Below are 25849 nucleotides of genomic sequence, written 5' to 3' on the forward strand. Positions count from 1 at the left end.
ATTGCATTTTTGATAACGTTGTCTGTGTCTTCGCTCTTTGCAGACATCCCGTTGGATTCTTTTCAGGTCTATGTCGATTCGTTGCTTCCGGGGTCCAAGCTGGGACTTTCCGTGCGCTCCGTGAGTACGGGCAAGGAACTGCTGAATATCCAGGCAGACGAGTATTTTACTCCGGCAAGCACCATGAAGACGCTCTCGACGGCGACGGCGCTCCACTGGCTTCCGCTCGACTACGCTCCCGAAACGAAGGTGACGCTCAACGGGAACATGCAGGGGGGCACTTTCCGGGGCGTGCTGAACGTACGCGGCGAAGGCGACCCGAACCTCTCTGCGCGCTACTACAAGGATCCGCTTTACTGGTTCTATGCAGTAGCCGATTCCATCAGGGCTCTCGGAATCGACTTCATCCAGGGGCGCATCGACCTGGATTCCTCCTACTATAGCGGCCCGTGGAAGCCGGAACACTGGCGCAAGGATTTTTACGATTTCTGGTACGGGGCCGAGGTCACGCCGCTGCAGTTCAACGACAACTGCGCACTGATACGCATCAAGCCTGGTGCGAAGGAAGGCGACCTGGTCCAGGTGAGCGTGCATCCGGACGTGGGCTACGTGCGGATCGAAAACAAGCTCGTCACGAAAGTGGCTCCCCGGAACAAGCGCAAACGCAAGCAGAAGCTCAAGTGGACACGCGAGATGGATCCCGATAAACCTGTCGTCAAGCTCGAAGGGGAATTCGACATCGAGTCGGATTCGACGCAGATTACCGTGCCCGTGCGTGGCGCCATCGGATATTTCAAGGCGGCGCTCCTGACCGCTTTTGAAAAGCGCGGCATCCGCTATGCCGAAGCTCCCGACGCCCCCATGGGCGCCAAGCTCCAGCAGTTCAGTTTTTCCGCGGCGCCGTTGCTGAGCGTCATGGATGAAATCAACCAGAAAAGCCAGAACCTGCATGCCGAATCCCTGTTCCGTAACATGGCCGCCTTCATGACGGGCGAAGGAAATGTCGAAAAGGCGAAGGCCATGGAGGCCAAGTTCTTGAACGAGATTGGCGTCGACACCAGCGGTTTTGTCGTGTTCGACGGCTGCGGACTATCGAGCAAGAACAAGATCAAGCCGTCGTCGGAAACGCAGATGCTTGCCGCCATGGCGCGCCACCCCAAGGGAGACTTCTATATCAACAGTTTCGCGCGCCCGGGCATCGGTTCGGGCAGCAAGCGCATGATGGACCTGCAGGAAACATGGCTTACCAAGTTCAAGACGGGCTACATCAGCGAGGTCCACGGGCTCGCGGGCTACATATTCGCTATGGGCGATACCCTTTCCGTTGCGCTATACTTGAACGAGACGGGCAAGAACAAGGATGCCGACTGCAAGGACATGATGGATTCAATCTGGGTTTCGCTTGTCCGCTGGGCGAACGCCGGCAACGCTTCGTACATGAAGATGAAGGACATGTGGATTGCGGCGCAGGGAATTTCGGGTTTTCATGAACGGCTCGAATACTTCTCCCGCATGCTCCTGAAGATTCCCTATCGTATTGGTCCCATGGGCGAAGGAACGTTCGACCCTATCGAACCAAAACCGCTAGTTTATCTGGACTCTGTCGATTGCGTGACATACATGGAGCATGCGCTTGCCCTTGCGAACGCATCCCACGAGGATTCCCTCTTTAATGTACTGCAGCGCATCCGCTATTTCGATGGCAAAATTTCTTACCGCACCCGCAAGCACTACCTGCTTACGGACTGGGTGGGCGAAGGCAAGTTCTCCCGCGGAATCCGCATCAATGGAGATACGACAATCGTGCGCACTATGCCCAAGAAAAAGTTCTTCGCGTCTAAAAAGATCAAGTTCGATGACCCCGAGCCGCAGGTGCAGATAAATTATCTGACCCTCGAAAAGGCGAAGGCGTGGGCCTCTGCCGTGCACGAAGGGGACCTGACTGTGCTTGGAGTCGCCTTCATCAGCAAGCTCGATATCATTGACGCCTACCATACAGGATTCATCGTGCTGAGGCCGGGGCAGGTCCCCATGCTGCGGCATGCATCGCAGATTCTCAAAAAGACAGTGGAATTGCCTTTTGCCGAATACCTCGAAACCGCCAAGAAAAAAGCTCTCGGTGTCTCGTTCTTCGAATTCGTGAAGCAGTAGCTTGTCCTAGTCGCCAAAATCGAAAGCGAGGATGGCGACCATCTCGTACTTGTCGGGCGAATCCGCGCAGTCGCTGCTTTCGAATGCCGTCCACGCATCGGGCGCCCAGCCGTAGGCTCCCATCGTGAGTTCCTTGCCAAGGGCTATTTCGGCGTTCTCGATTTCTTCCCAGCGGATGGGGGAGGCTGCCTTGTAGTAGCGCAGCATGCCGAGCGCGTCCATCGCTTCGGGATGCTCGTCGACGAGCCTGTAGGCGCAGGCCTTGAAGTTTTCTGCCTTAAGACGGATGACGCGGTAGAGACGTTTGCGCCCCAGGAATTTTGAAAGGTCTCCTCGGTGGACTTCGATTTTCGCATCGTGCCCAAAGAACACGGCGAGTTCACGGAATACTTCGGACTCCTCGTCCAGCAACGGGGAAAGTTGCTTGATCAGGGCGATTGCTTCTGCGTGGCGTGAATTCATGTGTTTTCCTGTGCGAGATTGTTTCATATATAACAAAAAAAAAGCCTTCCGATTCTGCCGAAGTAAGAAAAATAAATGATTTTTATTTTGTGACGGAGCCATTTCCCGTTGACAGTCCAGTGGGCTGATTTTATATTTGCGCGCGGTTTAGGATGTTTGTTCAACAAGGTTGGCAATTTTCCCTTGTGAAAACAAGGCGCTGACTGCGACGAAAAAATCTGTTGGTTTGGAAATTTTCGAAGCGGTTGCTTGGGGTTAGAATGGAACTGATTAACGACAGTAGTCTGATGCTGCAGGTTATCAAGCTGTGCTGCATCGCGGGGTTTGCAGTGGCGACGCTTGCGTTTGTTTGTTTGCTCGCGCATCTTCACAAGGAAAAGCCTTTCGTCAAGCACAAGAAGGAAGAATGGGAAATCGCCTTCGAAAGGTGGCTGCACAGGCACCATGAAAAATCCCCCGGCATGCACCGAGGGATTTAGCAGAGAGTACATCTAATCCGAAAATGTTACGGGAGGGTGAACTGCTTCAGGAACGGCCAACCGACGTTGCCGTCGCCCTGTTCGTGGCCGCCGCCCTGCTTGGTGCAGAGCACGACCTTCGTGCCATCCTGGCAGTTGGAGTATTCGTCACAACCATTGGAGTTCTTGCTCGGGCTGCCCGTGCAGCCGTTCTTTTGGGCCCAGAACTTGAAGTTACCTTCGGCGCCCAAGAAGTTCAGACCGTCACCATAGCCACTGTCGCCACCCTGGTATTTGCAGACCGGGTCGTTTGTGCCACGGAACATGATGATGGAAATCGGACGAGTCGGGTTGCACTGGGCGCTGTTGGTCTTGTTCAAGTCCATAGCTGCAGGAGCGACTGCGGCGTAGACATCGGACATGAAGCAAGCCACGTGGTTGCTCATGCCGCCACCCATCGAGAAGCCGGCTGCGTACACGCGCTTCTTGTCGATGCAGGCGATTTCTTCGACAGCAGCGATCATTTCGCGAGAGAACTTGACGTCGTCATCGTCGGAGCAGCAGGGACCCACGTTCCAGCCCGGGCCCATCTTGCTAGCGTCCGCGGACTTGGTGCCATCGGGGTACAACGAGATTACGCCTTCTTTTTCCGTAAGGGACCTGTACTTCGTGTCGTTGAACTGACCGGAGCCGCTACCCATAACCGGGTGGTAGTCCACAAACAGGGGAACCGGCTTGTCGCCCTTGTAGGAATCCGGGATGTACATAATGAAGGTGCGCTTCTTGCCGTCGACCGTCACGCTCATGTTCTGCTTGCCGGCCTTGGCCGTCTTGCTGGAGCAATCGACCGGTGTGTCGTCCGGAGTCTTGCTGCTGGAAGAGACGACCTGCTTTTCGGAAGAAGAAGATACGGTCGGGTTGTTGTCACTGGAGCTTGAACTCGAGGGACGGACCATCTCGATGGTCACGCCGGTCTCGGTTTCGGCCTGCATCTGGTAGACAAAGTTGGCGTAGCCGTCAAGCGAGAACTGGAGGGATGGCAGTGTTTCGCCTTCCTTCTTGAGTGCGGTGACGCCCTTGTCGTTCACCATGAAGGTGCTGTTCTGGCTGTCCGCGCTGATGCGGATGAACTTCGTGCCGCGGGCAAGTTTGCCCATGTCTAGGGTGACGATTCCCTGGACGGTCTGAAGGTTGCTTTCCTTGAGGACCTTGCCCAGGGCGCTGATTACGGATACCTTGAGCTTATTCGCGTACACGTTGTAGAGGGTGAGGGTCGTGCCTTCCATGTGGATTGACATGTCCGCGGCCTTGGCTCCGGCGAGCGCATCGCTTCCGCCGCTGAGGCTGAACGTGCCGTCTTCGGCACTGGTGGTTTCGAAACCTCCGAAATTGAAGGTGCTGATTTTTACGCCGGCGAGCAAGCGGCCGGAGACCTTGGATTTTACCACTCCGTCGATACTCCAGGCAAAAGCCAGGCTGCTCGACATTGCTATTGCGCTAGCAACGCCTAAAAGTTTGGGAAAATGCATTTTTGACTCCTTTTTTTCCCAAACACCACATACTTACCGAAACATAATTTAAACCCTTTTATAGTCGGTCGGGGCTTGTGCACTGTGTAAAGTTTTGTTTGTTGACATTTTGGTAATGGCAAATTTCGCAAAAAAAGGCGATTCCGCGTGTTGACATTTTCTGATGGGTGGAAAACTCCCGATTTTCGTTAAAAATGGCTTTTTTCACCGCCTGTGGACATTTGGATAATGCCGCCCTGTAAACTTTTGTCCGTGGATAAACTGTCCATAGAATAGTAGGCGGACCGTGAGATTTATGCCCGTGCGCAAGATAGTTTTATTCATGGCTTGCATGGGATGTGCTTGCCACATCAACATAAAAGGGATGTGGATATGAAAAATATTCTCTCAACAGCAACAAAGGTTGCTGCTGTCGCTCTTGCGGCAACAGCGTATTCTTTCGCAGGGCCCGGCTTGGCCGATGGCGCGGCAAAGTTCATTGGTAACATTACCCAGAGTAATAGTGTCGGCTCAGACTTTACTGCGCTCTGGAACCAAGCTACGGCCGAAAACGGCTGTAAGTGGGGTTCCGTCGAAGGTACTCGTGGCCGTTACAACTGGGGTGCCTGCGATGCTGCCTATAACTGGGCAAAGCAGAACGGGGGTCACTTCAAGTTCCACGCTTTGGTGTGGGGCTCCCAGTATCCGGGTTGGTTGAACGGCCTCAGCGTCGATGAAACCAAGAAGGCGATTACCGCCTGGTTCGATGCTGTTAAGGAACACTACCCTGAAATCGAGATGATTGACGTGGTGAACGAGGCTATCCGTACGGGCAACAACAGCTATCATTCTCCTTACGGCAAGAACAACAATATCATTCCGGCACTTGGCGGCGACAACAATGGTGACTACACCTTCGTGACGACGGCCTTCAAAATGGCGCGCGAACGTTGGCCGAAGGCTATCCTCATTTATAATGACTACAACACCGTCCAGTGGAACAAGGATCAGGGCATTCAGCTTATCCAGACCATCAAGAAAAACGGTGCTCCGGTCGACGCATATGGTTTGCAGGCCCACGACATGATGAGCCAGGGCGGTGGCCAGGGCGGTACCGGTGGCGGCGGCGTCTGCTTGAACATCAATACGCTCAAGAGCATTACCAAGGAAATCTGGGACAAGACCCAGACCCCGATGTTCATCAGCGAATACGACATTGCAACTACCGACGACAATATCCAGAAGCAGTGCTACTCCGAACAGATTTCTCACTTCATGGAAAACGAACACATTGCCGGCATTACCATCTGGGGCTACATTTATGGTCGCACTTGGCTCGACTGTAACGGCACTGCGAGTGGCTGCTCCGGCATTGTCAAGAATGGCCAGGACCGCGCTGCCATGAGCTGGCTCAGGGATTACCTCTCCAAGAACAAGGGCGTGAACACGACTGGCCTCAAGACGGGTGTGCTCACTCCGGTCGAACCTGTGCCGCGCAAGTTGTTCAAGGGTTCTGCATTCGACATCCCGGGCAAAATCGAAGCCGAAGACTTTGATATTTCCGGTGTCGGCGAAACCAATGGCGTGAGCAACGTTTCTTACAGCGAAAGCGATATCGAAAATCACGGCGACGTGAAGGATTACCGCAAGGACACGACGGGTGTCGACCTCTACAAGAAGGCGACCGGCATCATCGTGGGCTACAACAGCGAAGGCGATTGGCTCGAATACACCGTGAACGTAAAAGAAGCGGGCGACTACACCATGTTCGCAGCCGTGGCTGCCGCCGGTTCTACCTCCAGCTTCCAGATGTCCCTCGACGGCAAGGCCATTACCGATGTCATCAGCGTCCCGGCCGCCAAGCAGGGCGAAGAAAACTACGACGACTACAACAAGGTCAAGGCTAACGTGTCCCTCACGGCCGGCACGCATATCCTCCGCATGACGGTGACCGGTTCCTGGTTCGACGTGGACTACTTCACCTTCGTGAAGGGCAAGGATGCGACCGACCCGGAACCGATTGTGAAGGATGAGCCGTTTGTTGACGATTCCACGACGTTCATCGCTCATAAGGTCCAGTACGACCCGAATGCCCTTCAGGATTACTTCGTGTTCGACATGCATGGTGTGAACATGGGTGTCCTCAGCGCCTATGGCTTCGAAGGCGCTCGGGAGATCCTTCGTTCCTCCGTTGACGTGAAGTCCTCGGGCGTGTACCTGCTGCGCAATCGCTTCACCGGCGAAATGCAGAAGGTCCGTGTAATTAAGTAAGAATCAAATAAATTAACGAAATTTTACAAAAAAGAGCAGATTCCGGGATTCTCCGGAACCTGCCTTTGGAGGTTATGGACATTTTGTCAATGGGAAATATTCACTTGTAGGGGAAGCCGCCCTTTTTTGAGGATATTTTAAAATGGGGAAACTTCAAAAAAGGATGTGTGTAACATGAAAAACATTCTCTCTAGGGCTAAAAGGGCCGCTGTATTTGCTATTGCAGCGTCCACTCTCTCTTTTGCAGGACCCGGCTTGGCCGATGGTGCTGCAAAATTCGTAGGCAACATTACGACTCGCGGCCAGGTCCGCAGCGACTTTACGCAGTTGTGGAACCAGATTACCGCCGAAAACGAGTGCAAGTGGGCTTCCATTGAAGGCTCCCGTGGCCGTTACAACTGGGGCGGTTGTGATGCTGCATTTAACTGGGCGAAGAACAACGGTGGCCACTTCAAGTTCCACGCCCTGGTTTGGGGCTCCCAGTATCCGAACTGGCTGAACGGTCTTAGTGCCGACGAAACCAAGAAGGCCATTACCGCCTGGATGGATGCAGTCAAGGACCATTACCCCGAACTCGAAATGATCGACGTGGTGAACGAAGCCATCAAGGCGGGTGGCAAGTACCATTCCAATTACGGCTCGCAGGGTGGCAACAACATTGTCGCGGCTCTCGGCGGCGATAACGGCAATTACGAGTTCGTGCAGACGGCGTTCAAGATGGCCCGCGAACGTTGGCCGGAAGCGATCCTCATCTATAACGACTATAACACGGTCCAGTGGAACAAGAACGAAGGTATCGACCTCATTCAGAAGCTGAAGAAGGGCGGTGCTCCGGTGGATGCCTACGGCCTGCAGGCCCATGACATGATGAGTCAGGGCGGTGGCCAGGGCGGTACCGGCGGTGGCGGCTCCTGCTTGAGCATCAATACGCTCAAGAGCACTATCGAAGAAATCTGGAACAAGACCGAGATTCCGCTGTTCATCAGTGAATACGATATTTTCACGAGCGATGATAACGTTCAGAAGAAGTGCTACTCCGAACAGATTTCCTACTTCATGGAGAACGAACATATTGCCGGTATCACCATCTGGGGCTATATCTACGGCGCTACATGGAATGATGGTACGTCCGGTATTATCAAGGACAACAAGGACCGTCCGGCTATGACCTGGTTGAAGGAATACCTCGCTTCGAACAAGGGCGCTAACGATACCGGCCTTCCGACGGGCGAGTTGACGCCGGTCGAACCTGAACCGCAGACTCCGTTCAAGGGTAAGGCGTTTGACTTGTCGGGCAAGATTGAAGCTGAAGACTTCGACATCCCGGGCAAGGGCAAGGGCAATAACTCCTATTCCGTTTCTGGCGATTGCGATGATTCCTGGAATACGGAATATAGAAAGGGTACATCTGTAAAGATTGGCGAAAAGAATGGCGGCCTTGTTCTTGGTTGCAACCCGACAGGAAACTACTTCGAATACACCATCAACGTGGCTTCGGCTGGCGACTATGTCGTGTCGGCAAACGTGGCTGCTAGCGGAACTGGCTCCATCGTGTTCAAGGTCGGCGACAAGGTTGTTTCTGATACGCTTGAATTTACCGGTGATTCCTGGACTTCCTTCGACCAGGTCAAGGGTAACATCAAGCTCGATGCCGGCGAACAGATCCTGACTCTCGAAATTTCCAAGGGATATATCGATGTCGACTGGTTCCAGATTACGAAGGCCGGCGAAATTCCTCCGGACGCTATCGCCCAGAAGGTCAGCTACGACCCGAACAGCCGTCAGGATTACTTCGTGTTCGACATGCACGGCGTGAACATGGGCGTCCTGAGCGCTTACGGATTCGAAGCGGCCGCGGAGATCCTCCAGAACTCCAGCGACGTGAAGTCCTCGGGCGTGTACATGCTGCGTAACCGCGCTACCGGCGCAATGCAGAAGGTCCGCGTGGTCCGCTAATAGCAAACCCGAAAGTTTGGCATTTTAGAGACGGGTCCCGAAACGAAAGTTTCGGGATTCGTTTCTTTATGCGTTTGCCTTGTTCCCATGGATAGATTGTCCATGAAAACCCCCTTCCGACATGCGATTTTTGACGTTTTTCAAGGTAATTTTGGAATATAGACAATAAAAAAGGATGTGGTGTATGAAAAATCTTTCTCTCTCTCTCGCTGTCGCTGCCATCGCTGGCCTTGCAACCGTGGCAAATGCCGCATTGGCCGATGGTGGCGCAAAATTCCTGGGCAATATTACTACGGGTGGCCAGATCCGTAGCGACTTTGCTCAATATTGGAATCAGATTACTCCCGAAAATGGCTGTAAGTGGGGTTCCATCCATTCCCTTTCTAACGGCAACAGCGGTACAAGCAAGTTCGCCTGGGACAACTTCGACAAGTGCGAAAGCGCCTACAAGTGGGCCAAGGAAAAGCCCGGTGAGCGTCACTTCAAGTTCCACGCCCTCGTTTGGGGTTCCCAGTACCCGAACTTCCTCTGCAAGAAGAAGAATCCGAGCATCACGGTAGAAAAAACCAAGCAGTACATCACCGAATGGTTCGATGCCGTTGCGGCCAAGTTCCCGGACCTCGAATACATCGACGTGGTGAACGAAGCCATTTGGGCGGGCGACAACTACCACTCCGGTTACGGCAAGCCCGCTGCAGGTGCCGAAGGCCACAGCACCGACGATACCGAATGCGGCGGCTCCTACATTATCGAGGCCCTCGGTGGCGACCGCGTGGTGAATGGCAAACACCAGTACGACTTTATCACGAACGCCTTCAAGATGGCCCGCGAACGCTGGCCGAAGGCTGTGCTTATCTACAACGACTACAACACGCTCTCCTGGCAGATCAACGAAGGTATCGAACTTATCCAGACCATTCTCAAGAATGGCGCTCCGGTGGATGCCTACGGCCAGCAGGCTCACGACTGCAAGGGCATGAGCAAGAACGATTTCGAAAGCAAGATGACCCGAATCCATAACGAGACGGGCCTACCGCTTCTCGTTTCGGAATACGATATCGGCGAAGCGGACGATACCAAACAGAAAAACGATTACGCAAACCAGGTTCCGTTCATGTGGGAAACTCCGTGGGTTGCAGGCATTACCATTTGGGGCTATATCAACGGCTCTACCTGGGTGGCAAACACCGGCCTTATCGAAAAGGATGGCCGCAAGCGCGCTTCCATGAACTGGCTCGAAGACTACTTCGCGAAGAACCTCAACAAGGGCCAGAATGAAGTGACCTTCACTCCGGTCGAGCCCGAACCGCAGCTCCCGTTCAAGGGCGAGGCGATTTCGCTTCCGGGCAAGGTCGAAGCCGAAGATTTCGACATCCCGGGCAAGGGCGTCAACGAAGACGGCACGAGCAACCAGTCCTACAGCGACGATTCCGAAAACCATGGCGATAGCGACTACCGCAAGGATACGGGCGTTGACCTCTACAAGAAGGCTACCGGCGTGATTGTGGGCTACAACAGCGAAGGCGACTGGCTCGAATGGACCGTGAACGTGAAGGAAGCGGGCGACTACACGATGTTTGCCGCCGTGGCTGCCGCAGGTTCCACCTCCAGCTTCCAGCTCTCCCTCGATGGCAAGGCCCTGACCGACGTGATTTCGGTTCCTGCAGCCAAGTCCGGCGAGGAGAACTACGATGACTACAACAAGGTCAGCGCCAACGTGACCCTCCCGGAGGGTAAGCATATACTCCGCATGGACGTGACTGGCGCCTGGTTCGATGTGGACTACTTCACCTTCGTGAAGGGCAAGGACGCGACCGACCCCGAACCGATTGACCCGGGTACGACCTCCATTGCGAATGTCAAGTTTGATGCGGGCGCACTCCAGGATTACTACGTGTTCGACATGCACGGCGTAAACATGGGCATACTCTCCGCTTACGGTTTTGATGCCGCCGCCCGGATGCTCCAGACTTCCGGTACAGTGAAGTCCTCGGGAGTCTACATGCTGCGCAACCGCTTCACCGGCGAAATGCAGAAGGTCCGCGTGACCCGCTAAGGCAAAAAAGAATCCTAATCCATACACCCGAAGCCTCCGGAAAATTTCCGGGGGCTTTTTTGACGTTTTTTCGGCAATTTGCAATCTATTTATTACACGTCCGGGGGTGTTGTTTTTGGGTGCGCCAAGTTATATTTAAACCGGGTGGGAAAACACAAAAACAAGGATGTTTATGAAAACTTTTCTAAAAGCGACAGCTTGCGCGGTTCTCTTGACCGCAGCCATGGGTAATGCAGGGCAGTACCCTTTCCCGCAGAACATGAAATACCCGCATGGCACGATTATTGAATATGCCAATACGGACATGATCAAGGAACATTACAAACTGTGGAAGCAGGCTTGGTACAATGCCAGCAACGGCTGGGTGTATGCACCGGAAGGAAAATGCTCTACCGTTTCTGAAGCTATTGCATACGGTATGTTGATCACTGTGTACATGGACGAAGAAGAAGTGTTCAAGAACCTTTATAAGGTTTGGACGTCCAATACGGTTGGTAGCGCTAAAAACGCTGGCATGAATTGGCGTATTGGTTGCCAGGCTGACAACGGTTCGGCTACGGATGCCGACGAAGACGCCGCTCTCGCCCTCGTGATGGCATCCAAGCAGTGGAACAATGCTGGTTATTTGAACGATGCGACGGCGCTTATTAATTGGATTGTCCAGAACGATGTTGATGGCAATAACTCCCTCAAGCCGGGCAGCAACTGGAATCCGGCTCTCAACCCGAGTTATGTGGTGCCGGGGCACTACCGCCTGTTCGAAAAAGTGACGAATAACAGTAAGTGGTCTACCATCCGTTCTAAGGCAATGCAGGACCTGCTCGCTTGTCAGGATTCCAAGACCGGTCTAGTGGGAGACTGGTGCAGTTGGAGCGACCATAAGACGATTTCTTCTCCGGGTGCAGCCGTATCCAATGATATTGGTTTCTATGATGACGCCGCACGTACCCCGTGGCGTACCGCTTGGGCCTATTACTGGTATGGTGATAGCGACGCGCAAAAGTTCAACGAAACTGTAACTAAATGGCTCATCCCGACAACCCGCACTGCTAGTGGCGTGAATTCTGGCTACAAGTGGCAAGATTACATGAACTCGTACATAGCGGACGAAAGCGATTCGCGCAACTTTGTCTCTTCTACCTTCTCCGGCGGTCTTGGCCTTGCGACTTCGTCTATAAACACTGACGAGGCGAAATCCTATCTTAACACGGTTTTCAAGGTCCTCAAGGAAAAGAAGAGCTGTGCATCTGTGGATGGTTGCGGCGAAAGTATCGCGGGTGAAAAATATTACCCGGCTACCTTGAACATGCTTTACCTCCTCATCTTGACGGGCAATATGCCTAACCTCTATGATCTTTCCGGCTTTACGAGATTCACGCCGGATACTACCAAGGCTCCGTCCGTGAATCAGATTGGCGGAACCCAGATGGAACGCGGCGATACGACTGTCGGTGTCTCGGGCCTTTGGAACTGGGGCGCCTACCATGACAAGCTCGGTATCGGCACCAAGATGGTTCCTGACTCGGGTTCCTCTCCGCTGTTCAGGAAGGACGACGGCTCTATCTATGCCGAAGCCTCCATGAATATCGGTCCTGAACCGGATTATGTCCCGGGCGTAGCGCTTAAGTATCCGTCTGCCGGTATTGCGGTGTCGTTCAAGAAGGAAGAATGCAAGAAGACAAAGACTTGCGGTGTAGATTTCACGGCTCTCGGTATCAAGTATGTCCGCGTGACAGCAAAGACTTCTGGCCCGATCCGTATGGCCGTCTTGAATACCATTACGGATGAAAATGCCGAAAAGGGACTGCAAAATTTGGGTGCCGGCTCTGAACCGGGTATCTATGTCGACAACTCCGATGACTACGTTGCCGTCACCTATGATATGACTCCGGATGAATGGGGCTTCAAGGGTGCGAACGGCACGAAGATAACCATCCTTGACTGGGTGAACAAGAATGCTCCTCCGGGAGCAGACATCATCAAGACAATCAAGGGTTTCAAGTGGGAAGTTAAGGATGCTCAGGGTGGCATCGGCGAAATCTCCATCAAGAAGATTGAATTCCTCGATGAGAACAAGCAGGCGATTGACCCTGTCAAGCTTACCGGCATCGTCATTTCGGATGTCCCGGCGTCCTCCAGTTCTGCTGCCGTGAATCCGGGTTCTTCCAGCTCTGCTACCGTGAATCCGGAATCTTCCAGCTCGGCTCCCGACGCCATCCATGCGGTTGCCTCCGTCGGATCGGTCAAGGTCGTGACTTCTGGCATGCAGGTCCGCGTGCTCGGCGCAAGGCTCGGCTCCTCCTATGCCGTGTTTGACGTCCAGGGCAAGGCTGTCGTTTCTGGCCGTATCGGCGCTGCCGACCAGGGCATTGCAGTTCCCCACAAGGGAATCTACCTTGTCCGTGTCGATGGCAAGATCCATACCGTGACGGTCAAGTAGCGAGGGTTAAAGAATTATCCAGAACCGGGGCTCTGCGGCCTCGGTTTTTTGTATATGGGCTTCGCATATACCGCATAAAACTTGCCCATGACTCTCGGCTTTTGTATATTCTCTGTGCGGGAATAGATTCCCGGAAATTTTTGGAGCTTAGAATGGATATTGGTGCGTATCATTTTCAGAATCCCGAAGCCTTCTGGCTGTTTATTCTTGTTCCGGTTCTGATTGCCTTATACGTTTACAGGCAGCAACGCCGCAAGAGCACGATCAAGTTTCCCGCCCTTGCGATTGCGAAAAAGGCAGTCCCGAGCCGTCGCGTTCGCCTCCGCCATATCGTGCCTGCGCTCCGCCTTGCCGCCCTCTGCTGCTTTATTGTGGCGCTCGCCCGTCCGCAAAACGCGATGGAAATTGAATACACGAATACCGATGGCGTCGACATCATGCTCGTACTTGATGTTTCGGGATCGATGGGAACGCTCGACATGCTTACCCGCGTGGAACAGGCGAAACTCGGCGTGATGAATGCCGAGCGCATCTACAAGTCGGGGGATTTCTGGAAATATAGCCGCATGGGCTATGCGCAGGATGTGATTGCCGAGTTTATCCAGAAGCGCCGCAGTGACCGCATCGGGCTTTCGGCGTTCGGAAGTCGGGCCATGACGCAATGCCCCCTCACGCTCGATTACGGAAGCCTTCTTGAAATCCTGGGCGCGACGGACGAACTGGCTCGCGATTCCGTGGTGGCGTCGAGGACCGCGATTGGCGATGGCCTCATGAACGCGCTTGCCCGACTGCAGAAGTCCGAGGCGAAATCGAAGGTCGTCATCCTCCTCACCGACGGCAAGGACAATGCGAGCGTCATATCCCCGGTGCGCGCGGCCGAGGTTGCCCAGTCACTCGGCATCAAGGTCTATACGGTCGGCGTCGGCAAGAAGAAGGGCAAGATTCTCGGGTTCCAGGTGAACCCGTGGACGGGCGAAATCTCGTGGGCCGAAAGTGACATCACTCCCGAGGAGGGAATCGACGAGTCGACCCTCGTGGCGGTGGCACAGAAGACGGGCGGCAAGTTCTACCGCGCCGAGAACAAGGAACAGCTCGAAGAAATCTATTCCGAAATCGACCAGCTCGAAAAGACCGAAATCGAGACGGTCGTCTATGCGCGCTATGCCGAAAAGTTCTACCCGTGGCTTTTGGCGGGCGCCCTGTTGATCCTGCTGGAACTTCTGCTTGCGAACACGCGCTTCGTGCGCATCCCCTAGCGCTAGGTTTTGGCCGTTGGCGGCTTGAAGCAGTTTTCCTTGGCGTTGTCGAGGAAGGAGTCTATGTTCTGCGTGGACTTGGTCCCATATTCGGACCAGTAGATGCTGAAGGACAGCGGCCAGGGTATCTGGCCGAGCTGGCTATTCTGCGTGCTCTTGCGGACAATCCCGTTGCAGAGTTCCTCGACTTCGGAGAAGTTGCCGCATTCGTAGACGATGGCGAAGGTGTCCGAGCTGTACCGGGCGAGGAAAAGGTTCTTGTCCTTGCACAGGGAGCGCAGGAATTGCGCCATCTGCCGGAGGGCCATGTCGGGGGCGTGCTTGCCGTGCGTCTTGCGTATAGTGACCAGGTCATCGATGTGGATCTGGATGAGGAAGAGCCTCTTGCTTGCATCCAGTGTCTGCGTGATGCGGCTAAGGTAAGTCGCGAACTTACTTGTGCTGTTGAGCCCGGTGGTAAGGTCGGTGGAGGTGTTTTCCTTGAGGTCGCTTAGGTAGATGAATAGGATCGCGAGCATGAGCGCGGGCGAGGTAATCGGCATTTCCATGGACTGGGTCTGGATCGCCATGCCGGCAAGCGGAACGAAGATGATGATGGCGAGCTGGTTGTAGTGCCTGCGCAGGAACCGGTTCTTGCACTTGAACGAATTGCGGAGGGCTACGGCGCTCGCGCCGAGGAGGTAGCCGACGGAGACCAGGTTCAGGAGGATCCACAGGACGGGATTCAGGGCTGTTCCCGTGTCGTGCAGGTGCATGAATGCCACGATGATGGCGTAACCGCCCGTGATGAATATGGGTGCCAGGATGAGAAGGGCCCATTTCTGCAGCCTGTAGCTGCTCGATGTGACCGCGTAGGATACCATGTAGAACCATGCGGCCGCGATGGCGAGGCATGCGATAATCTTGAGGCATTCGATAATTCTGCAGGCGATGACGAATTCCGGCGAGAGGATTTTCCCGGCAATCTCGAGGGCGGCGAATACGATGAAAAAGTCGAGCAGCCTGTCGAGTGCCCTCGCACAGAGCAAAAGCGATGCCGCCTCCCTGTTGCCCTGTCGGATCAGGAGGAGGACCACGATGCAAATGACATCAACCTCTATTGCGAAAAGGACTGAATCCATATCAACCTTCTTGTTCTGAATATAATAAAATTTTAAGAAAGGGGAAAATTTTTTGAAAAAAACGCTTCGGTGCCGTTTTTTTGTATATTCTAGGTGCTTGCGGGTGGATTCCCGAGCCGATCCTGGAGGATTTGATGCGTTTTGCCGAACCGAACTTTCTTTGGTGCCTTTTTTCGTTGCCGCTGTTTGCGCTCCTGTTTTACTATGCCTACTACCGCCGAAAAAAGCTTGCCGCGCGTTTTGTCTCGCTTTCGATGCTCCCGAAACTTTCGACCAGCGTATCCCCGTGGAGGCGCCTTGCCAAGGTGACGATCCTGCTTCTGGCCATCGCCTTCCTCTTTGTGGCGCTCGCGCGTCCGCAGTGGGGCCGCAAGATGGAACATGTCGAACGCCGTGGCCTCGACCTCGTGCTGTTGCAGGATATTTCGCTTTCGATGCTTGCCGAGGATGTGAAGCCGAACCGCCTCGTCCGCAGCCGTCACGAGATTTCCGCTTTCCTGGAAGGGCTTTCGGGCGACCGCGTGGGGCTTGTCGCGTTCAGCGGCGAGGCCCAGGTGATGGTGCCCCTGACGCTTGACTACGGCACGGTACAGATGATGCTGCGAGAGCTGAATCCGGGCTGGCTCATGCCTGGCACGAACCTCGAAAACGCCATCCGCAAGGGGATGACCTTGTTCAAGAATTCCGGCGGCGCAGGACAGTATTCGGTGATGATTCTCATGAGCGATGGCGAAGAACTCGAGGCTGCCGCGGTGAATGCCGCGAAGGAAGCGGCAGAGATGGGCATCAAGATTTATACCATCGGTATCGGCAGCCGCGAGGGCGTGCCTATCCCGGTGAAGACGAAAAACGGCGACGTCGCCTACAAGAAGGATATCCAGGGAAACATCGTGACGACGCGTCTAGAGGAAGGAACGCTGCAGGAGATTGCGAGCGTGACGGGAGGCCTGTATTTCTACGCGAGCCCGGGCGAATTCCAGTTGCAGAAGGTATTGACCGAGATTGCGGGCATGGAGAAGAAGGAACAGGCTTCCGACCGCATGGAAAATTACCAGGACCGCTACCAGATATTCCTCGCGCTTTCGGCCCTGCTCTTCCTGGTCGAGGCCCTGGTTTCCGAACGTGGCCGCCGCCGCAAGCAACTCGCCGGCCGCTTCAGTTGATATAATTAGAGAGGGCTGTGCCCTCCCTAGTCGACAATAACTAAAGGGACAGCGCACCGGCACTGTCCCTTTGGTTTTGGAGGATAGAGGAAAAGCCCTTCTGGTGGGTATGTCTCTCTTGGAGACGGGCGGCTCGCCGAGGCGATGCCGAAGTGATCCACCGGAAGGGCTCATTGTCTAATATAACTCAAAAAGTCCGTTGCGGACGCCCGATCTTCAAAATGACTACTCCAAGTTGGATGATTGCCGATTCCGGCATTTATAAATCTATTTTAATTCCATATTAAATCTATATTTAGAACGAGATGAAAAAAGAGATGAGACTTTTGACCGTTGCCGCCTTCTCTGCGGTTGTTGCCGCATGTTCCTCGGGCCCGAAGCCCGAGGCCGAGACCCCTGCCGCGGCTCCCGCTGTTGCCGAAACTGCGGCTGTATCCGATATACCCGCTAGCTACAAGGATATCCGGTATCCCGACTACAAGTACGTGGCGCCTTACCCGAAGGATTACCGCGTGGAGCTTGCTCCGGGCATCTCGGGCTATATCGTTCCCGATTCGAGCCTCCCGCTCGTGAACCTCTCCGTGTATTTCGAGAACCCGCAGGTGGTTTCGAATATCAAGGACGAGGCCGCCTCCGAGATGCTGGGCTCGATGTTCCGCCGTGGCGGTAGCACGAACACGTCGGCGCACGCCCTTGACGATTCGCTCGAGTTCATTAGCGCCGGGATTTCTACTTCCGTAGGGACGTGGAAATCGGGATTTTCCATCGATTGCCTTTCGAAGGATTTCCTCACCACGCTGTTTCTTGCAGGGGAGCTGATTGCGACTCCGGGTTTTGACAAGGAACAGCTCGAAATTGTCAAGACGAATTTTGTGACGGCTCACGAGCAGCGCTACGATACTCCGGCGAAGGTGCTTTCCGCATTGAGGACCAAGGTCAACTACGCCCCGAATCCGCGGCTGTGGGATGCTACGCTCGAAGAATACAAGAAGGTGGGTGTCGACGACCTGAAACGTCTTTCTGCAAAGACCTTCATAAATGGCATGCATCTTCCTGATCGAGGACGCGTCGTGTTTGCCCTGTCGGGAGACGTGAACCGCGATTCTGCCCTGACCGTGCTCAAGGGCTTTATCATGGCCTTGTTCATGAAGCAGTCCGGTGACGAGGCCGGTTCCGAGACGCTCTACAGTGCGCCGCAGCCGCTTGTGTTCCTGAACAGGCCCGGCACCTACGTGGTGGACAAGGATATCACGCAGGCGAACATCTCGATGAACCAGCCCTTCGTGAAACGTCCGCATCCGGATTACTACCCGACGGCCGTCGCGAACTTTATTCTCGGTGGCGGCAGCTTCTCTTCGCGCCTCATGACGCGCGTGCGTAGCGACGAGGGCCTTGCCTACCACATCAGCAGCCGCGCGGGCAACGACTACCGCGATACGGCGATGATTTCGATTAGCCTGCAGACAAAGGTGGAATCCGCCGCGTTCGCGTTGAAACTCGTGTACGAGGAAATAGAGAAACTCGCGAAGGATGGCCCCACGGAAGAGGAACTCGCGATGGCGAAGAAGACGCTCGTCGAGAGCCTGCCCGGGCTGTTCGATTCCCCGTCCTCGATTGCGGAAATATTCGCGGGGGATGAACTGTTGGGCAAGAGCCCGGACCATTACCTTGACTACGTGAAGGAAATCAACGCCGTGACCGCCGAACAGGTGAAGGCGATGATCAAGAAGTATTACGCGAAGGACAAGATGACGATATCTGTAGTGGGTCCGGTCGCAAAGCTCGAGGCCCTGAAGCCCTTTACGGTTGTCCCGATTGACAGTCTCGAATTCAGGTAATCCATGTTCAGGGTTGTTTCGGAATATCTTTCCCGTCTGTCTGTCGCATCGCTGCTAGTGATGCTTGTGGGCGTATGCTCCCATGCTGCGGATTCCGACAACATGCTCGGCGCGGATTCGGTTGTCCGCAACAGCCTCCTCAAGCAGCTCGAAAACGAAGACGACCTCCGTTCGCTCTGTTCGGGCCTCAAGAAATGCCTCGATATCGATTACCCGGGGTGCTCCGCCGGGGACAAGCATCCGTGGCCGAGACTGAAGTATGACGACGAATACTGTGGCGTCTACCGCGAAGTCGTGAAGCGCGGATTCGAACCCAGGCCCGGAGTGCCGATGGGGGTGCAGATTTTTGCGCGCCTCGGCCGTAGGTACAGGGCCATCTACGAGAACAAGGGGACGCTTCCGCTCGGGGAAAGCGTCATCAGCTACCTTTTCGACAACATGCCCTTTACGGCGGAACTGATCAATGCCTACCTCGGTTCCAACTACCAGCTCGAATACACGAGTGCGAACCGCCGCTACTTCAACGGGAGCAACGGCAGGAGCCTATCGGGAGAATTCTACTGGGCGCTGCAGGATAGCGCGGGCGCGAGGCTCGGCATGCGGAACCTGTTCTTTGGCTACGGGCATGCCAAGGTCCTGAAGTGGTCGCTGCACGGCACCGCCATTGCGTTCCTCGACATGGACGAAACTCCCCAGAAGGAGATTAAGTATAAACTAACTGCGATTGTCTTCCCCGGGAATTCGGTTCTCAATTCCATCATGCAGATGCAGGTGTTCAAGGCGGTCGTGAACGAAAAGATAGACGACATCGTGAAGGATATCAAGAAGGCGTCTGGCCGCTACTTTGGCGGCGACAAGGAGCCGATGCTCAAGAGCGCCTCGCTCAAGTCGTTCGACAACGTGCAATATGTGCTCGATTTCGAAAACGTGGTGAATGGCGCTCCGTGGAAACTTGGGGATTTTGAAAAGAAACGCAGGGAACGCGAAAAGCAGAAGCGCGATGCGATTCCCTTGAAAGTAGAAGACGTGAGGACACAGCAAAAATGAGTGAAAGCGAAAAGGAAAGCCTGGAATCCCTCCTGGCGCGCGTGACGGACAGGCGCAGGGAACTTTTGACGGAAGTCGTGAATCGCCGCACGAGGCATTTCTGCATGGTGTTGGAAGACCTGTTCGACCCGCATAACATTTCGGCGGTTATCCGCACGGCGGAAGTGTTCGGCCTGCAGGACGTGCACATCATCGAAGAAGACAACGCCTACAGCGTGAACAAGTCCATATTGAAGGGCAGCTACAAGTGGATGAGCCTCTACCTCTACAAGAAACGCATGCTCTGCATGGAAAAGCTCCGTGCGAAGGGCTACAAGATTGCGGTCGCGAGCACGAACACCACGAATTCCGTGCTCGACCTGGATTTGAGCCAGCCGACGGCGTTCTACCTCGGGAGCGAATTCCACGGGAACCATCCCGATACGCTCGCGCATGCCGATTACGAGTTCAAGCTGCCGCAATACGGCATTACCGAATCGATGAACGTCTCGGTTGCCGGTGGCGTGCTCATGACCTACCTCGACGTGTACATGCAGAAGGAAGGGCGCGAGAAGTTCCTGCTTTCGCCTGCCGACCGCGACGCCCTGCTGCGCGACTGGCTCGACCGTCACGTGAACGGGATCGAGAACAACAGCCCCATCGTGCATGTAGATGCCTGATTCTGCTCGAAAAGTGCGAAAAAAAGCCCGATTTTTGAATCCCGGGCCGGAAACCTTCGTAGAAAAAACTAATTTGAGGCAAGAATGAAAAAGAATTCTGCCCTATATTTTTCTGTTGGCCTCGTTGTTCTCTTGGCCGTTGTGATTCTAGTCTTCGGCATGTTCTTCCTGAACGAGAAGGACCCCCGGGAAACTTTCAATACGTTCTACCTCCGCTTCTCCCAGGTCAGCACCCTGGTGCTCGATGACCCGGTCAAGGTCAATGGCGTCAAGATGGGCAAGGTGGAAGACATCAGCCTCGCCGGTCACCGCGTGGTCGTGCGCATCCGTCTCCGCACCGACGTGAAGATCCCGAAGGATTCCGAAATCCGCGTGCAGAATATCGGTATCATGGGCGAACGCCAAATTGGCATGATCTTGGGTGACGCCGAAAGCTACTGGGCTCCGGGCGACACCATCAACGGGCAGTTCGATGCCGGTATCGCCGAGGCGCTTGGCCTTGCGGGCGAAGTCTGCGACAGCACGAAGGTGCTTCTTGAATCAGTGAAGGAGGCCCTCAACGGCACTATTGCGAACCCCGATTTCCAGGAACGCTTCAGGACCATCCTCGCGAAGGCCGAATCCCTGGAAGACCGCCTGATGACCATGGTCAACACCACCGACCCGCAAATCAAGAAGAGCCTGAACGGCCTTAACGATGTGATGGGGAAGGTCGAGACTCTTGTCGACGGCGTGAAGCCCCCCATGGACAATCTTTTTGCCAATGCGGACAAGGTCGTCGGGAATGCCGACCACCTGGTGTCCGAACTGGAAGGCGTTACCAAGCACCTGGACGAGCTGATTGCGAAGGTTCAGTCCAAGGACAATACGATGGGCATCCTGCTGTCGGACAGGGCCCTGCACGACGACCTCGTCAAGACGATTCATTCCGCCGACAGCCTGTTCCGTGTCATCCTGCATGACGGGCTGGATATCAACGTGGATATTTTCTGAGGAAACAATGATCGAAAAGACTCTAACGGTCACTAACAAGTTGGGCATCCATGCGCGTCCGGCGGGCATGATTGTCGATATTACCGGCCCGGCCAAGAGTGATGTATATATTGTTTTCGAAGGGACGAAGGCGAACGCCAAGAGCATCCTCAACGTGATGATGCTTGCTATTCCGCTGGGCTCCGAAGTCCGGTTCGAAGTCGACGGCGAAGACGAACAGGAAGTCGTGCAAAAGCTGGAACAGTTATTCCATGACAACTTCAACGAAGAACCCAACTGAGACGGGGGTGTCTGGCGGACGCTCTTCCGTAAGGCTTGTCCTGGTTGGCGTGCCTGCGTCTCCCGGCTTTGCCATGGGGCGCGCTTTTCAGGTTATCAGCCGCGAACTGACGGTCGTTGAAGAGACAATTTCGGAATCGAGGGTCCAGACCGAGGAACAGGTTTTCTTGAAGGCCGTCGAACGCACTTCCAAGGAAATCAACCAGATCAAGGAAATATCCGAGACGCGGACGGGCGTCTACGACAGCCTCATCTTTGCGACTCACCTGATGATCCTCCAGGATCCGGGACTCGTGAACGGCGTCCTGGACATGATTCGCAAGGGGCACAAGAATGCACGCTGGGCGGTGCATGTGGTTCTCGGCGACTACATCGACCGGTTCGGGAAGATTGAATCGCCGGCCATGCGCGACAAGGCCGCGGACCTGCGGGACCTGTACAACCGGCTCATGGCGGCTATGGAAAATTCCGAACCGGCCTTGGCGGAAGTATCCAGCGAGAACGGTGCGGTCCTCGTTGCGCACGAGATCATGCCTAGCCTCCTGATGTCGCTCAAGCCGGGCCAGGCGCAGGCGCTCCTGATGGATACCGGTGGCCGAACAAGCCATGTGGCAATCCTTGCGCGCTCGCTGCAGATTCCGGTAGTGTCCGGCCTACGCGACGTAGCCTCGCGCGTGAAGTCCGGCGATACGGTCATTGTGGACGGTACGGACGGCAGGGTCATCGTCAATCCCAACGACGACGATATCCGCAAGTTCCACGAACGTCAGGAAGTCTACGAACGCCAGCGCAGGGAACTGTTTACCATGCGCAGGCTCGAACCCATGACCCGCGACGGTAAGTACATCACGCTGCATGCGAACATCGAACTTCCGAGCGAAGCCGAGAAGGTCATGGACTACGGTGCGACCGGCATCGGCCTTTACCGTTCGGAGTTCCTGTTCTTCCAGAACAGCGCCCCGAGCGAGGAGGAACAGACGGAAGCCTACAAGCGTATCCTCAATACGATGGCGCCCTGCCCCGTCACGATCCGAACCCTGGATGCCGGAGGCGACAAGCTTGTCGAAGGCCTTTCCGCGGCGAACGAGGCGAACCCGTTTATGGGATGGCGCTCTATCCGCGTGTGCCTCTCGCGCGAAGATATTTTCCGCACGCAGCTCAAGGCCCTGCTCCTTGCAAACGAGAAGGGCAACCTTAGGATTTTGCTCCCGATGATTTCGGGCCTCGACGAATTGCGCAAGGCGAAGGCCTGCATCCGCAGCTGCATCGCGGAACTGGAGGCGAAGGGCCACAAGTGCGCCGCCGTGAAGGTGGGCGTGATGATTGAAGTGCCCGCCGCCGTGATGATGGTGAACCTGCTTGCGAAGGAGGTGGACTTCTTCAGCATCGGGACGAACGACCTCATCCAGTTCACGCTTGCTGTGGACCGCACGAACGAACTCATTACGGACATGTTCCAGCCGCACCATCCGGCCGTACTCAACATGATTTACAATACGATCATGGCGGCCCATCGCGAGGGAATCCCGGTCGCAGTCTGTGGCGAAATGAGTTCTGACCCGCTGAGCGTACTCCTGCTTGTGGGCCTTGGCGTTGACGAACTTTCCATGACGCCCTGGTGCGTGATGGCGACAAAGAAGATTATACGTTCCATCAACTTCGAGGACGTGCACGAGACTGCGCTTTCGGTCCTCCAGATGGACGATGCGGACCGCGTCAACGATTATATGTACAAGAAGTACGCGCAGACCATTACCGACCTCGAGATTTCGAGTTTTGTCGGGCCTGTGGCGAACAAACTGAAAAGTGACAAGGATTGATTTTTTGGAGGTGCATGGTGGATTTGTGTAGGTCGGCTTTCTTCCGCCGTTTTATTCCAGTGCTCGGGCTGATTGTCGCATGTAACGCTTCGGGCGAGAATGGGGACAAGGCCGCTCAGGATTCCGTGGCGGATTCGGCCTCCGTGGCTCCCGCTGCCCCGGCAGTCCCGGTGAATCCCTACGCCGAGCTCGAACAGGTGGAACCGGACAAGTTCCAGAACTTCATCGTGCATGCGGACCTTGCGAAGGCCGCCTTCTCCGATACGACGCTTTCGGCGGATGTCCGCGACTTTGCGAAGGCCGCCTACTACTACTATACCGAAAAGTGGGACAGCGCCTTCGTGGCCTACGAGGCGCTCCGCATCCGCGACCCCAAGCTCGAATCGGCGGTAGTGCTCCGCATGGCGAAATCCCGCTTTATGCAGGGCGACTTTGCGGGCATGCGCGAAGTCCTCAAGCAGGGGGCGAAATTTGAAAAAGATAATTTGTTTGCAAAGACGGCGGCCGACCTCCGCATTGATGCGGCCCTTGACGATTCGACGCTTTCGGAATCGGCCCGTGCGGATTCCCTGAAGCATTACCTGGACCGTAACACCAAGGGCGAGAAGGTGGCTGCTCTCAGGTTCCGCTATGCGGTGTATCTGGAAAAGATCAAGCAGCAGAAGCAGGCGAAGCGTTACTACATGCAGGTGCTTGCGATGTCGAGCCCGTACAAGGATTCCGCATTCACGGCTATCCAGCGCCTGCGCAAGGTCCGTACGACTCCGGAATCGCTCGCCGAGAAGGTCGCCTATGCGAGGATGGCCTGCGGGAAGGAAGAGGCATCCGCATGCCTCGACTTGCTCGATTCCATCCGGGTGATGGATGAACGCGCGGTCGCGAAACATCCCGAATCCGCCCTGGAACCTTCCGGTGATTCGCTCCAGATGCTGCTTCCGAAGAGCACGCTCGATTTGAATGCCCGCATCGCCCTCTGGGAGAAGCGTGTCGTGGCGCTCAAGGCGCTCAAGCGCGAACAGGAAGCGATTGCGCAGTATGTCTACTTGATCGATTCCGTGGAAGCGCGCCCCGTGTGGATCCAGGCCGCCCTCCGCATGATGCGAAATGCGGCGACGAAGAATACGAAGGAAATCCGCAGGCTCGACGCGATACTCCAGGACGTGAGCCAGTTCAGCAAGGAAAACGCGAACAACCTTTGGGTGCGCGGATTCGAGCATGAACAGCAGGCGCGCTACGATAGCGCCATCGTCTGCTTCAAGAAACTTTCGAACAGCCGCTTCGGCAATAACCAGAAGCGTCAATGGGCCAAGTTCCGCATCGGTCTCATCTATTTCAAGCAAGAAAAATGGAATGAGGCGGAGAAGGCGTTTGTCGATGCCGCGAAGGATCCGTTCCTCTGGAGCGGAAGCGGAAGCCGCATGTTCCTTGCCGATACCTACATGAAGATGGGCAAGGATTCGCTCGCCCGCGAGGCCTACCTCGACTGTATCCGCGATTTCCCGCTCGGATACTACGCGCACAGGAGCCGCATCAAGCTGGTGGAATACAAGCTCATGGAAGCATCCGAAGTCCCTTATGCGCACGGCATCCCCATGTCGCCGGATTCGACGCTCGCCTGGGTGCGCAGCGTCCAGAAAAACGACAAGAAGGACGCGAGCTACTCGCCCGAAAACTACGGACGGATCAAGAACCTGTTCCAGTACGGATTTTCCGAAGAGGCATTCACCCTCTACGAGGAACTGCGCAAGAAGAACGCGAAACGCCTCGACTTCCTTTACGAATTCGGCAAGCTGTTCTACGAGATGGGCGAGACGGCTGCGGGCTACAGGCTTGCCCGCCAGTTCCAGGCGCAAATCGACCGCCGCAAGCTGATGGAGCCTCCTCTCGACGTGCTGCATTACCTGTTCCCGGTGCCCTACAAGGACCAGGTCAAGTTCCATTCCGGCACGCGCATCGACCCGTTCTTTGTCTACAGCGTGATGCGCCAGGAATCGATTTTCAACTTTCAGATTGTCTCCCCGGCGGGTGCGTGCGGCCTGTTGCAGATCATGCCCGCGACCGGCAGGATGCTCGCGAAGCAGGAAGGCCTCGCGAATTTCGATCCGTCCCAGCTCTACAACGCCTACCTGAACATTCGCCTCGGCATTCGCTACCTCGTGGACCTGAAGGCCGAATACAAGGATGACTACATGTACGTGCTCGGCAACTACAATGCGGGCCCCAAGCCGACAAGGCGCTGGCAGGCGGCAGGCGCCGGGCTTCCGTGGGATATCCGTGCCGAGGATATCAGCTACTGGGAAACCCGCGACTACGTGAAGCGCGTCATGGGCAACTATTGGATTTACCAGGAAATCTACGACGAGATCTAGCC

18 protein-coding genes are annotated in these 25849 nt (G+C 55.2%); 15 read left to right on the plus strand and 3 right to left on the minus strand.

Annotated features, from left to right (window positions below; genetic code table 11):
* Positions 1-9 precede the first annotated feature (9 nt).
* Positions 10-2151 (plus strand): D-alanyl-D-alanine carboxypeptidase/D-alanyl-D-alanine endopeptidase, encoded by a 2142-nt coding sequence (gene dacB / locus B4B27_RS06585; protein ID WP_290724896.1) that lies wholly within the window; start codon positions 10-12, stop codon positions 2149-2151.
* Positions 2152-2157: 6 nt separating this feature from the next.
* Here dacB and B4B27_RS06590 read toward each other — a convergent pair whose 3' ends face one another.
* Positions 2158-2613 (minus strand): hypothetical protein, encoded by a 456-nt coding sequence (locus B4B27_RS06590; protein WP_173365235.1) that lies wholly within the window; start codon positions 2611-2613, stop codon positions 2158-2160.
* Between the two features lie 260 nt (positions 2614-2873).
* On the opposite strand from B4B27_RS06590, the gene B4B27_RS06595 reads away from it, so the two are divergent.
* Positions 2874-3092, plus strand: a complete 219-nt coding sequence (locus tag B4B27_RS06595; RefSeq protein WP_173365236.1) for a hypothetical protein — start codon at positions 2874-2876, stop codon at positions 3090-3092.
* Between the two features lie 26 nt (positions 3093-3118).
* On the opposite strand, the gene B4B27_RS06600 is transcribed toward B4B27_RS06595, so the two are convergent.
* On the minus strand, positions 3119-4600 hold the full coding sequence (locus B4B27_RS06600) for a PHB depolymerase family esterase (protein ID WP_290724899.1): 1482 nt from the start codon (positions 4598-4600) through the stop codon (positions 3119-3121).
* A gap of 372 nt (positions 4601-4972) precedes the next feature.
* Here B4B27_RS06600 and B4B27_RS06605 point away from each other — a divergent pair, with 372 nt between their 5' ends.
* The 5 genes from B4B27_RS06605 to B4B27_RS06625 all read left to right on the plus strand — a co-directional run bounded on the left by B4B27_RS06605 (position 4973) and on the right by B4B27_RS06625 (position 14558).
* Positions 4973-6850: an endo-1,4-beta-xylanase gene (locus B4B27_RS06605; protein WP_290724901.1), complete on the plus strand. Its 1878-nt coding sequence runs from the start codon at positions 4973-4975 to the stop codon at positions 6848-6850.
* 174 nt (positions 6851-7024) lie between these two features.
* Positions 7025-8806 (plus strand): endo-1,4-beta-xylanase, encoded by a 1782-nt coding sequence (locus B4B27_RS06610; RefSeq protein WP_173382981.1) that lies wholly within the window; start codon positions 7025-7027, stop codon positions 8804-8806.
* Positions 8807-8990: 184 nt separating this feature from the next.
* Complete coding sequence (locus tag B4B27_RS06615; protein ID WP_290724904.1) at positions 8991-10862, plus strand: cellulase family glycosylhydrolase; 1872 nt, start codon at positions 8991-8993, stop codon at positions 10860-10862.
* 172 nt (positions 10863-11034) lie between these two features.
* Positions 11035-13302 carry a glycosyl hydrolase family 8 gene (locus B4B27_RS06620; protein WP_290724907.1) on the plus strand — a complete coding sequence of 756 codons (2268 nt, stop codon included), beginning with the start codon at positions 11035-11037 and terminating at the stop codon, positions 13300-13302.
* Positions 13303-13454: 152 nt separating this feature from the next.
* Complete coding sequence (locus B4B27_RS06625; RefSeq protein ID WP_173381649.1) at positions 13455-14558, plus strand: vWA domain-containing protein; 1104 nt, start codon at positions 13455-13457, stop codon at positions 14556-14558.
* 2 nt (positions 14559-14560) lie between these two features.
* On the opposite strand, the gene B4B27_RS06630 is transcribed toward B4B27_RS06625, so the two are convergent.
* On the minus strand, positions 14561-15679 hold the full coding sequence (locus B4B27_RS06630; protein WP_290724910.1) for a GGDEF domain-containing protein: 1119 nt from the start codon (positions 15677-15679) through the stop codon (positions 14561-14563).
* Positions 15680-15813: 134 nt separating this feature from the next.
* Here B4B27_RS06630 and B4B27_RS06635 point away from each other — a divergent pair, with 134 nt between their 5' ends.
* The 8 genes from B4B27_RS06635 to B4B27_RS06670 all read left to right on the plus strand — a co-directional run bounded on the left by B4B27_RS06635 (position 15814) and on the right by B4B27_RS06670 (position 25847).
* On the plus strand, positions 15814-16842 hold the full coding sequence (locus B4B27_RS06635; RefSeq protein ID WP_290724912.1) for a vWA domain-containing protein: 1029 nt from the start codon (positions 15814-15816) through the stop codon (positions 16840-16842).
* A gap of 305 nt (positions 16843-17147) precedes the next feature.
* A complete protein-coding gene (locus tag B4B27_RS06640) occupies positions 17148-18680 on the plus strand; it encodes a M16 family metallopeptidase (protein WP_290724914.1) in 1533 nt (510 codons plus the stop codon).
* Between the two features lie 3 nt (positions 18681-18683).
* On the plus strand, positions 18684-19727 hold the full coding sequence (locus B4B27_RS06645; RefSeq protein WP_173381653.1) for a hypothetical protein: 1044 nt from the start codon (positions 18684-18686) through the stop codon (positions 19725-19727).
* On the plus strand, positions 19724-20386 hold the full coding sequence (locus tag B4B27_RS06650) for a TrmH family RNA methyltransferase (protein WP_290724918.1): 663 nt from the start codon (positions 19724-19726) through the stop codon (positions 20384-20386). Before B4B27_RS06645 ends, B4B27_RS06650 begins: the two co-directional genes overlap by 4 nt.
* Before the next feature lie 84 nt (positions 20387-20470).
* Positions 20471-21379 carry an MlaD family protein gene (locus tag B4B27_RS06655; protein ID WP_173365856.1) on the plus strand — a complete coding sequence of 303 codons (909 nt, stop codon included), beginning with the start codon at positions 20471-20473 and terminating at the stop codon, positions 21377-21379.
* A 7-nt stretch (positions 21380-21386) separates the two neighbouring features.
* Positions 21387-21659, plus strand: a complete 273-nt coding sequence (locus B4B27_RS06660) for an HPr family phosphocarrier protein (protein WP_173381654.1) — start codon at positions 21387-21389, stop codon at positions 21657-21659.
* On the plus strand, positions 21631-23478 hold the full coding sequence (gene ptsP / locus B4B27_RS06665; RefSeq protein WP_290724921.1) for a phosphoenolpyruvate--protein phosphotransferase: 1848 nt from the start codon (positions 21631-21633) through the stop codon (positions 23476-23478). The genes B4B27_RS06660 and ptsP overlap by 29 nt, the downstream gene beginning before the upstream one ends.
* Positions 23479-23492: 14 nt before the next feature.
* Positions 23493-25847, plus strand: a complete 2355-nt coding sequence (locus tag B4B27_RS06670; protein WP_290724923.1) for a lytic transglycosylase domain-containing protein — start codon at positions 23493-23495, stop codon at positions 25845-25847.
* Positions 25848-25849 lie beyond the last annotated feature (2 nt).

Source organism: Fibrobacter sp. UBA2449 (assembly GCF_002342555.1).
Classification (GTDB): Bacteria; Fibrobacterota; Fibrobacteria; order Fibrobacterales; family Fibrobacteraceae; genus Fibrobacter.

What these genes read in the sequence shown, in the direction of transcription:
- B4B27_RS06615 (WP_290724904.1), top strand. Translation starts at nt 8,991, where the DNA reads ATGAAAAATCTTTCTCTCTCTCTCGCTGTCGCTGCCATCGCTGGCCTT.
- ptsP (WP_290724921.1), top strand. Translation starts at nt 21,631, where the DNA reads ATGACAACTTCAACGAAGAACCCAACTGAGACGGGGGTGTCTGGCGGA.
- B4B27_RS06625 (WP_173381649.1), top strand. Translation starts at nt 13,455, where the DNA reads ATGGATATTGGTGCGTATCATTTTCAGAATCCCGAAGCCTTCTGGCTG.
- B4B27_RS06600 (WP_290724899.1), bottom strand. Translation starts at nt 4,600, where the DNA reads ATGCATTTTCCCAAACTTTTAGGCGTTGCTAGCGCAATAGCAATGTCG.
- B4B27_RS06610 (WP_173382981.1), top strand. Translation starts at nt 7,025, where the DNA reads ATGAAAAACATTCTCTCTAGGGCTAAAAGGGCCGCTGTATTTGCTATT.
- B4B27_RS06660 (WP_173381654.1), top strand. Translation starts at nt 21,387, where the DNA reads ATGATCGAAAAGACTCTAACGGTCACTAACAAGTTGGGCATCCATGCG.
- B4B27_RS06595 (WP_173365236.1), top strand. Translation starts at nt 2,874, where the DNA reads ATGGAACTGATTAACGACAGTAGTCTGATGCTGCAGGTTATCAAGCTG.
- B4B27_RS06655 (WP_173365856.1), top strand. Translation starts at nt 20,471, where the DNA reads ATGAAAAAGAATTCTGCCCTATATTTTTCTGTTGGCCTCGTTGTTCTC.
- B4B27_RS06645 (WP_173381653.1), top strand. Translation starts at nt 18,684, where the DNA reads ATGTTCAGGGTTGTTTCGGAATATCTTTCCCGTCTGTCTGTCGCATCG.
- B4B27_RS06620 (WP_290724907.1), top strand. Translation starts at nt 11,035, where the DNA reads ATGAAAACTTTTCTAAAAGCGACAGCTTGCGCGGTTCTCTTGACCGCA.
- B4B27_RS06640 (WP_290724914.1), top strand. Translation starts at nt 17,148, where the DNA reads ATGAAAAAAGAGATGAGACTTTTGACCGTTGCCGCCTTCTCTGCGGTT.
- B4B27_RS06670 (WP_290724923.1), top strand. Translation starts at nt 23,493, where the DNA reads ATGGTGGATTTGTGTAGGTCGGCTTTCTTCCGCCGTTTTATTCCAGTG.
- B4B27_RS06605 (WP_290724901.1), top strand. Translation starts at nt 4,973, where the DNA reads ATGAAAAATATTCTCTCAACAGCAACAAAGGTTGCTGCTGTCGCTCTT.
- B4B27_RS06630 (WP_290724910.1), bottom strand. Translation starts at nt 15,679, where the DNA reads ATGGATTCAGTCCTTTTCGCAATAGAGGTTGATGTCATTTGCATCGTG.
- B4B27_RS06635 (WP_290724912.1), top strand. Translation starts at nt 15,814, where the DNA reads ATGCGTTTTGCCGAACCGAACTTTCTTTGGTGCCTTTTTTCGTTGCCG.
- B4B27_RS06650 (WP_290724918.1), top strand. Translation starts at nt 19,724, where the DNA reads ATGAGTGAAAGCGAAAAGGAAAGCCTGGAATCCCTCCTGGCGCGCGTG.
- B4B27_RS06590 (WP_173365235.1), bottom strand. Translation starts at nt 2,613, where the DNA reads ATGAATTCACGCCACGCAGAAGCAATCGCCCTGATCAAGCAACTTTCC.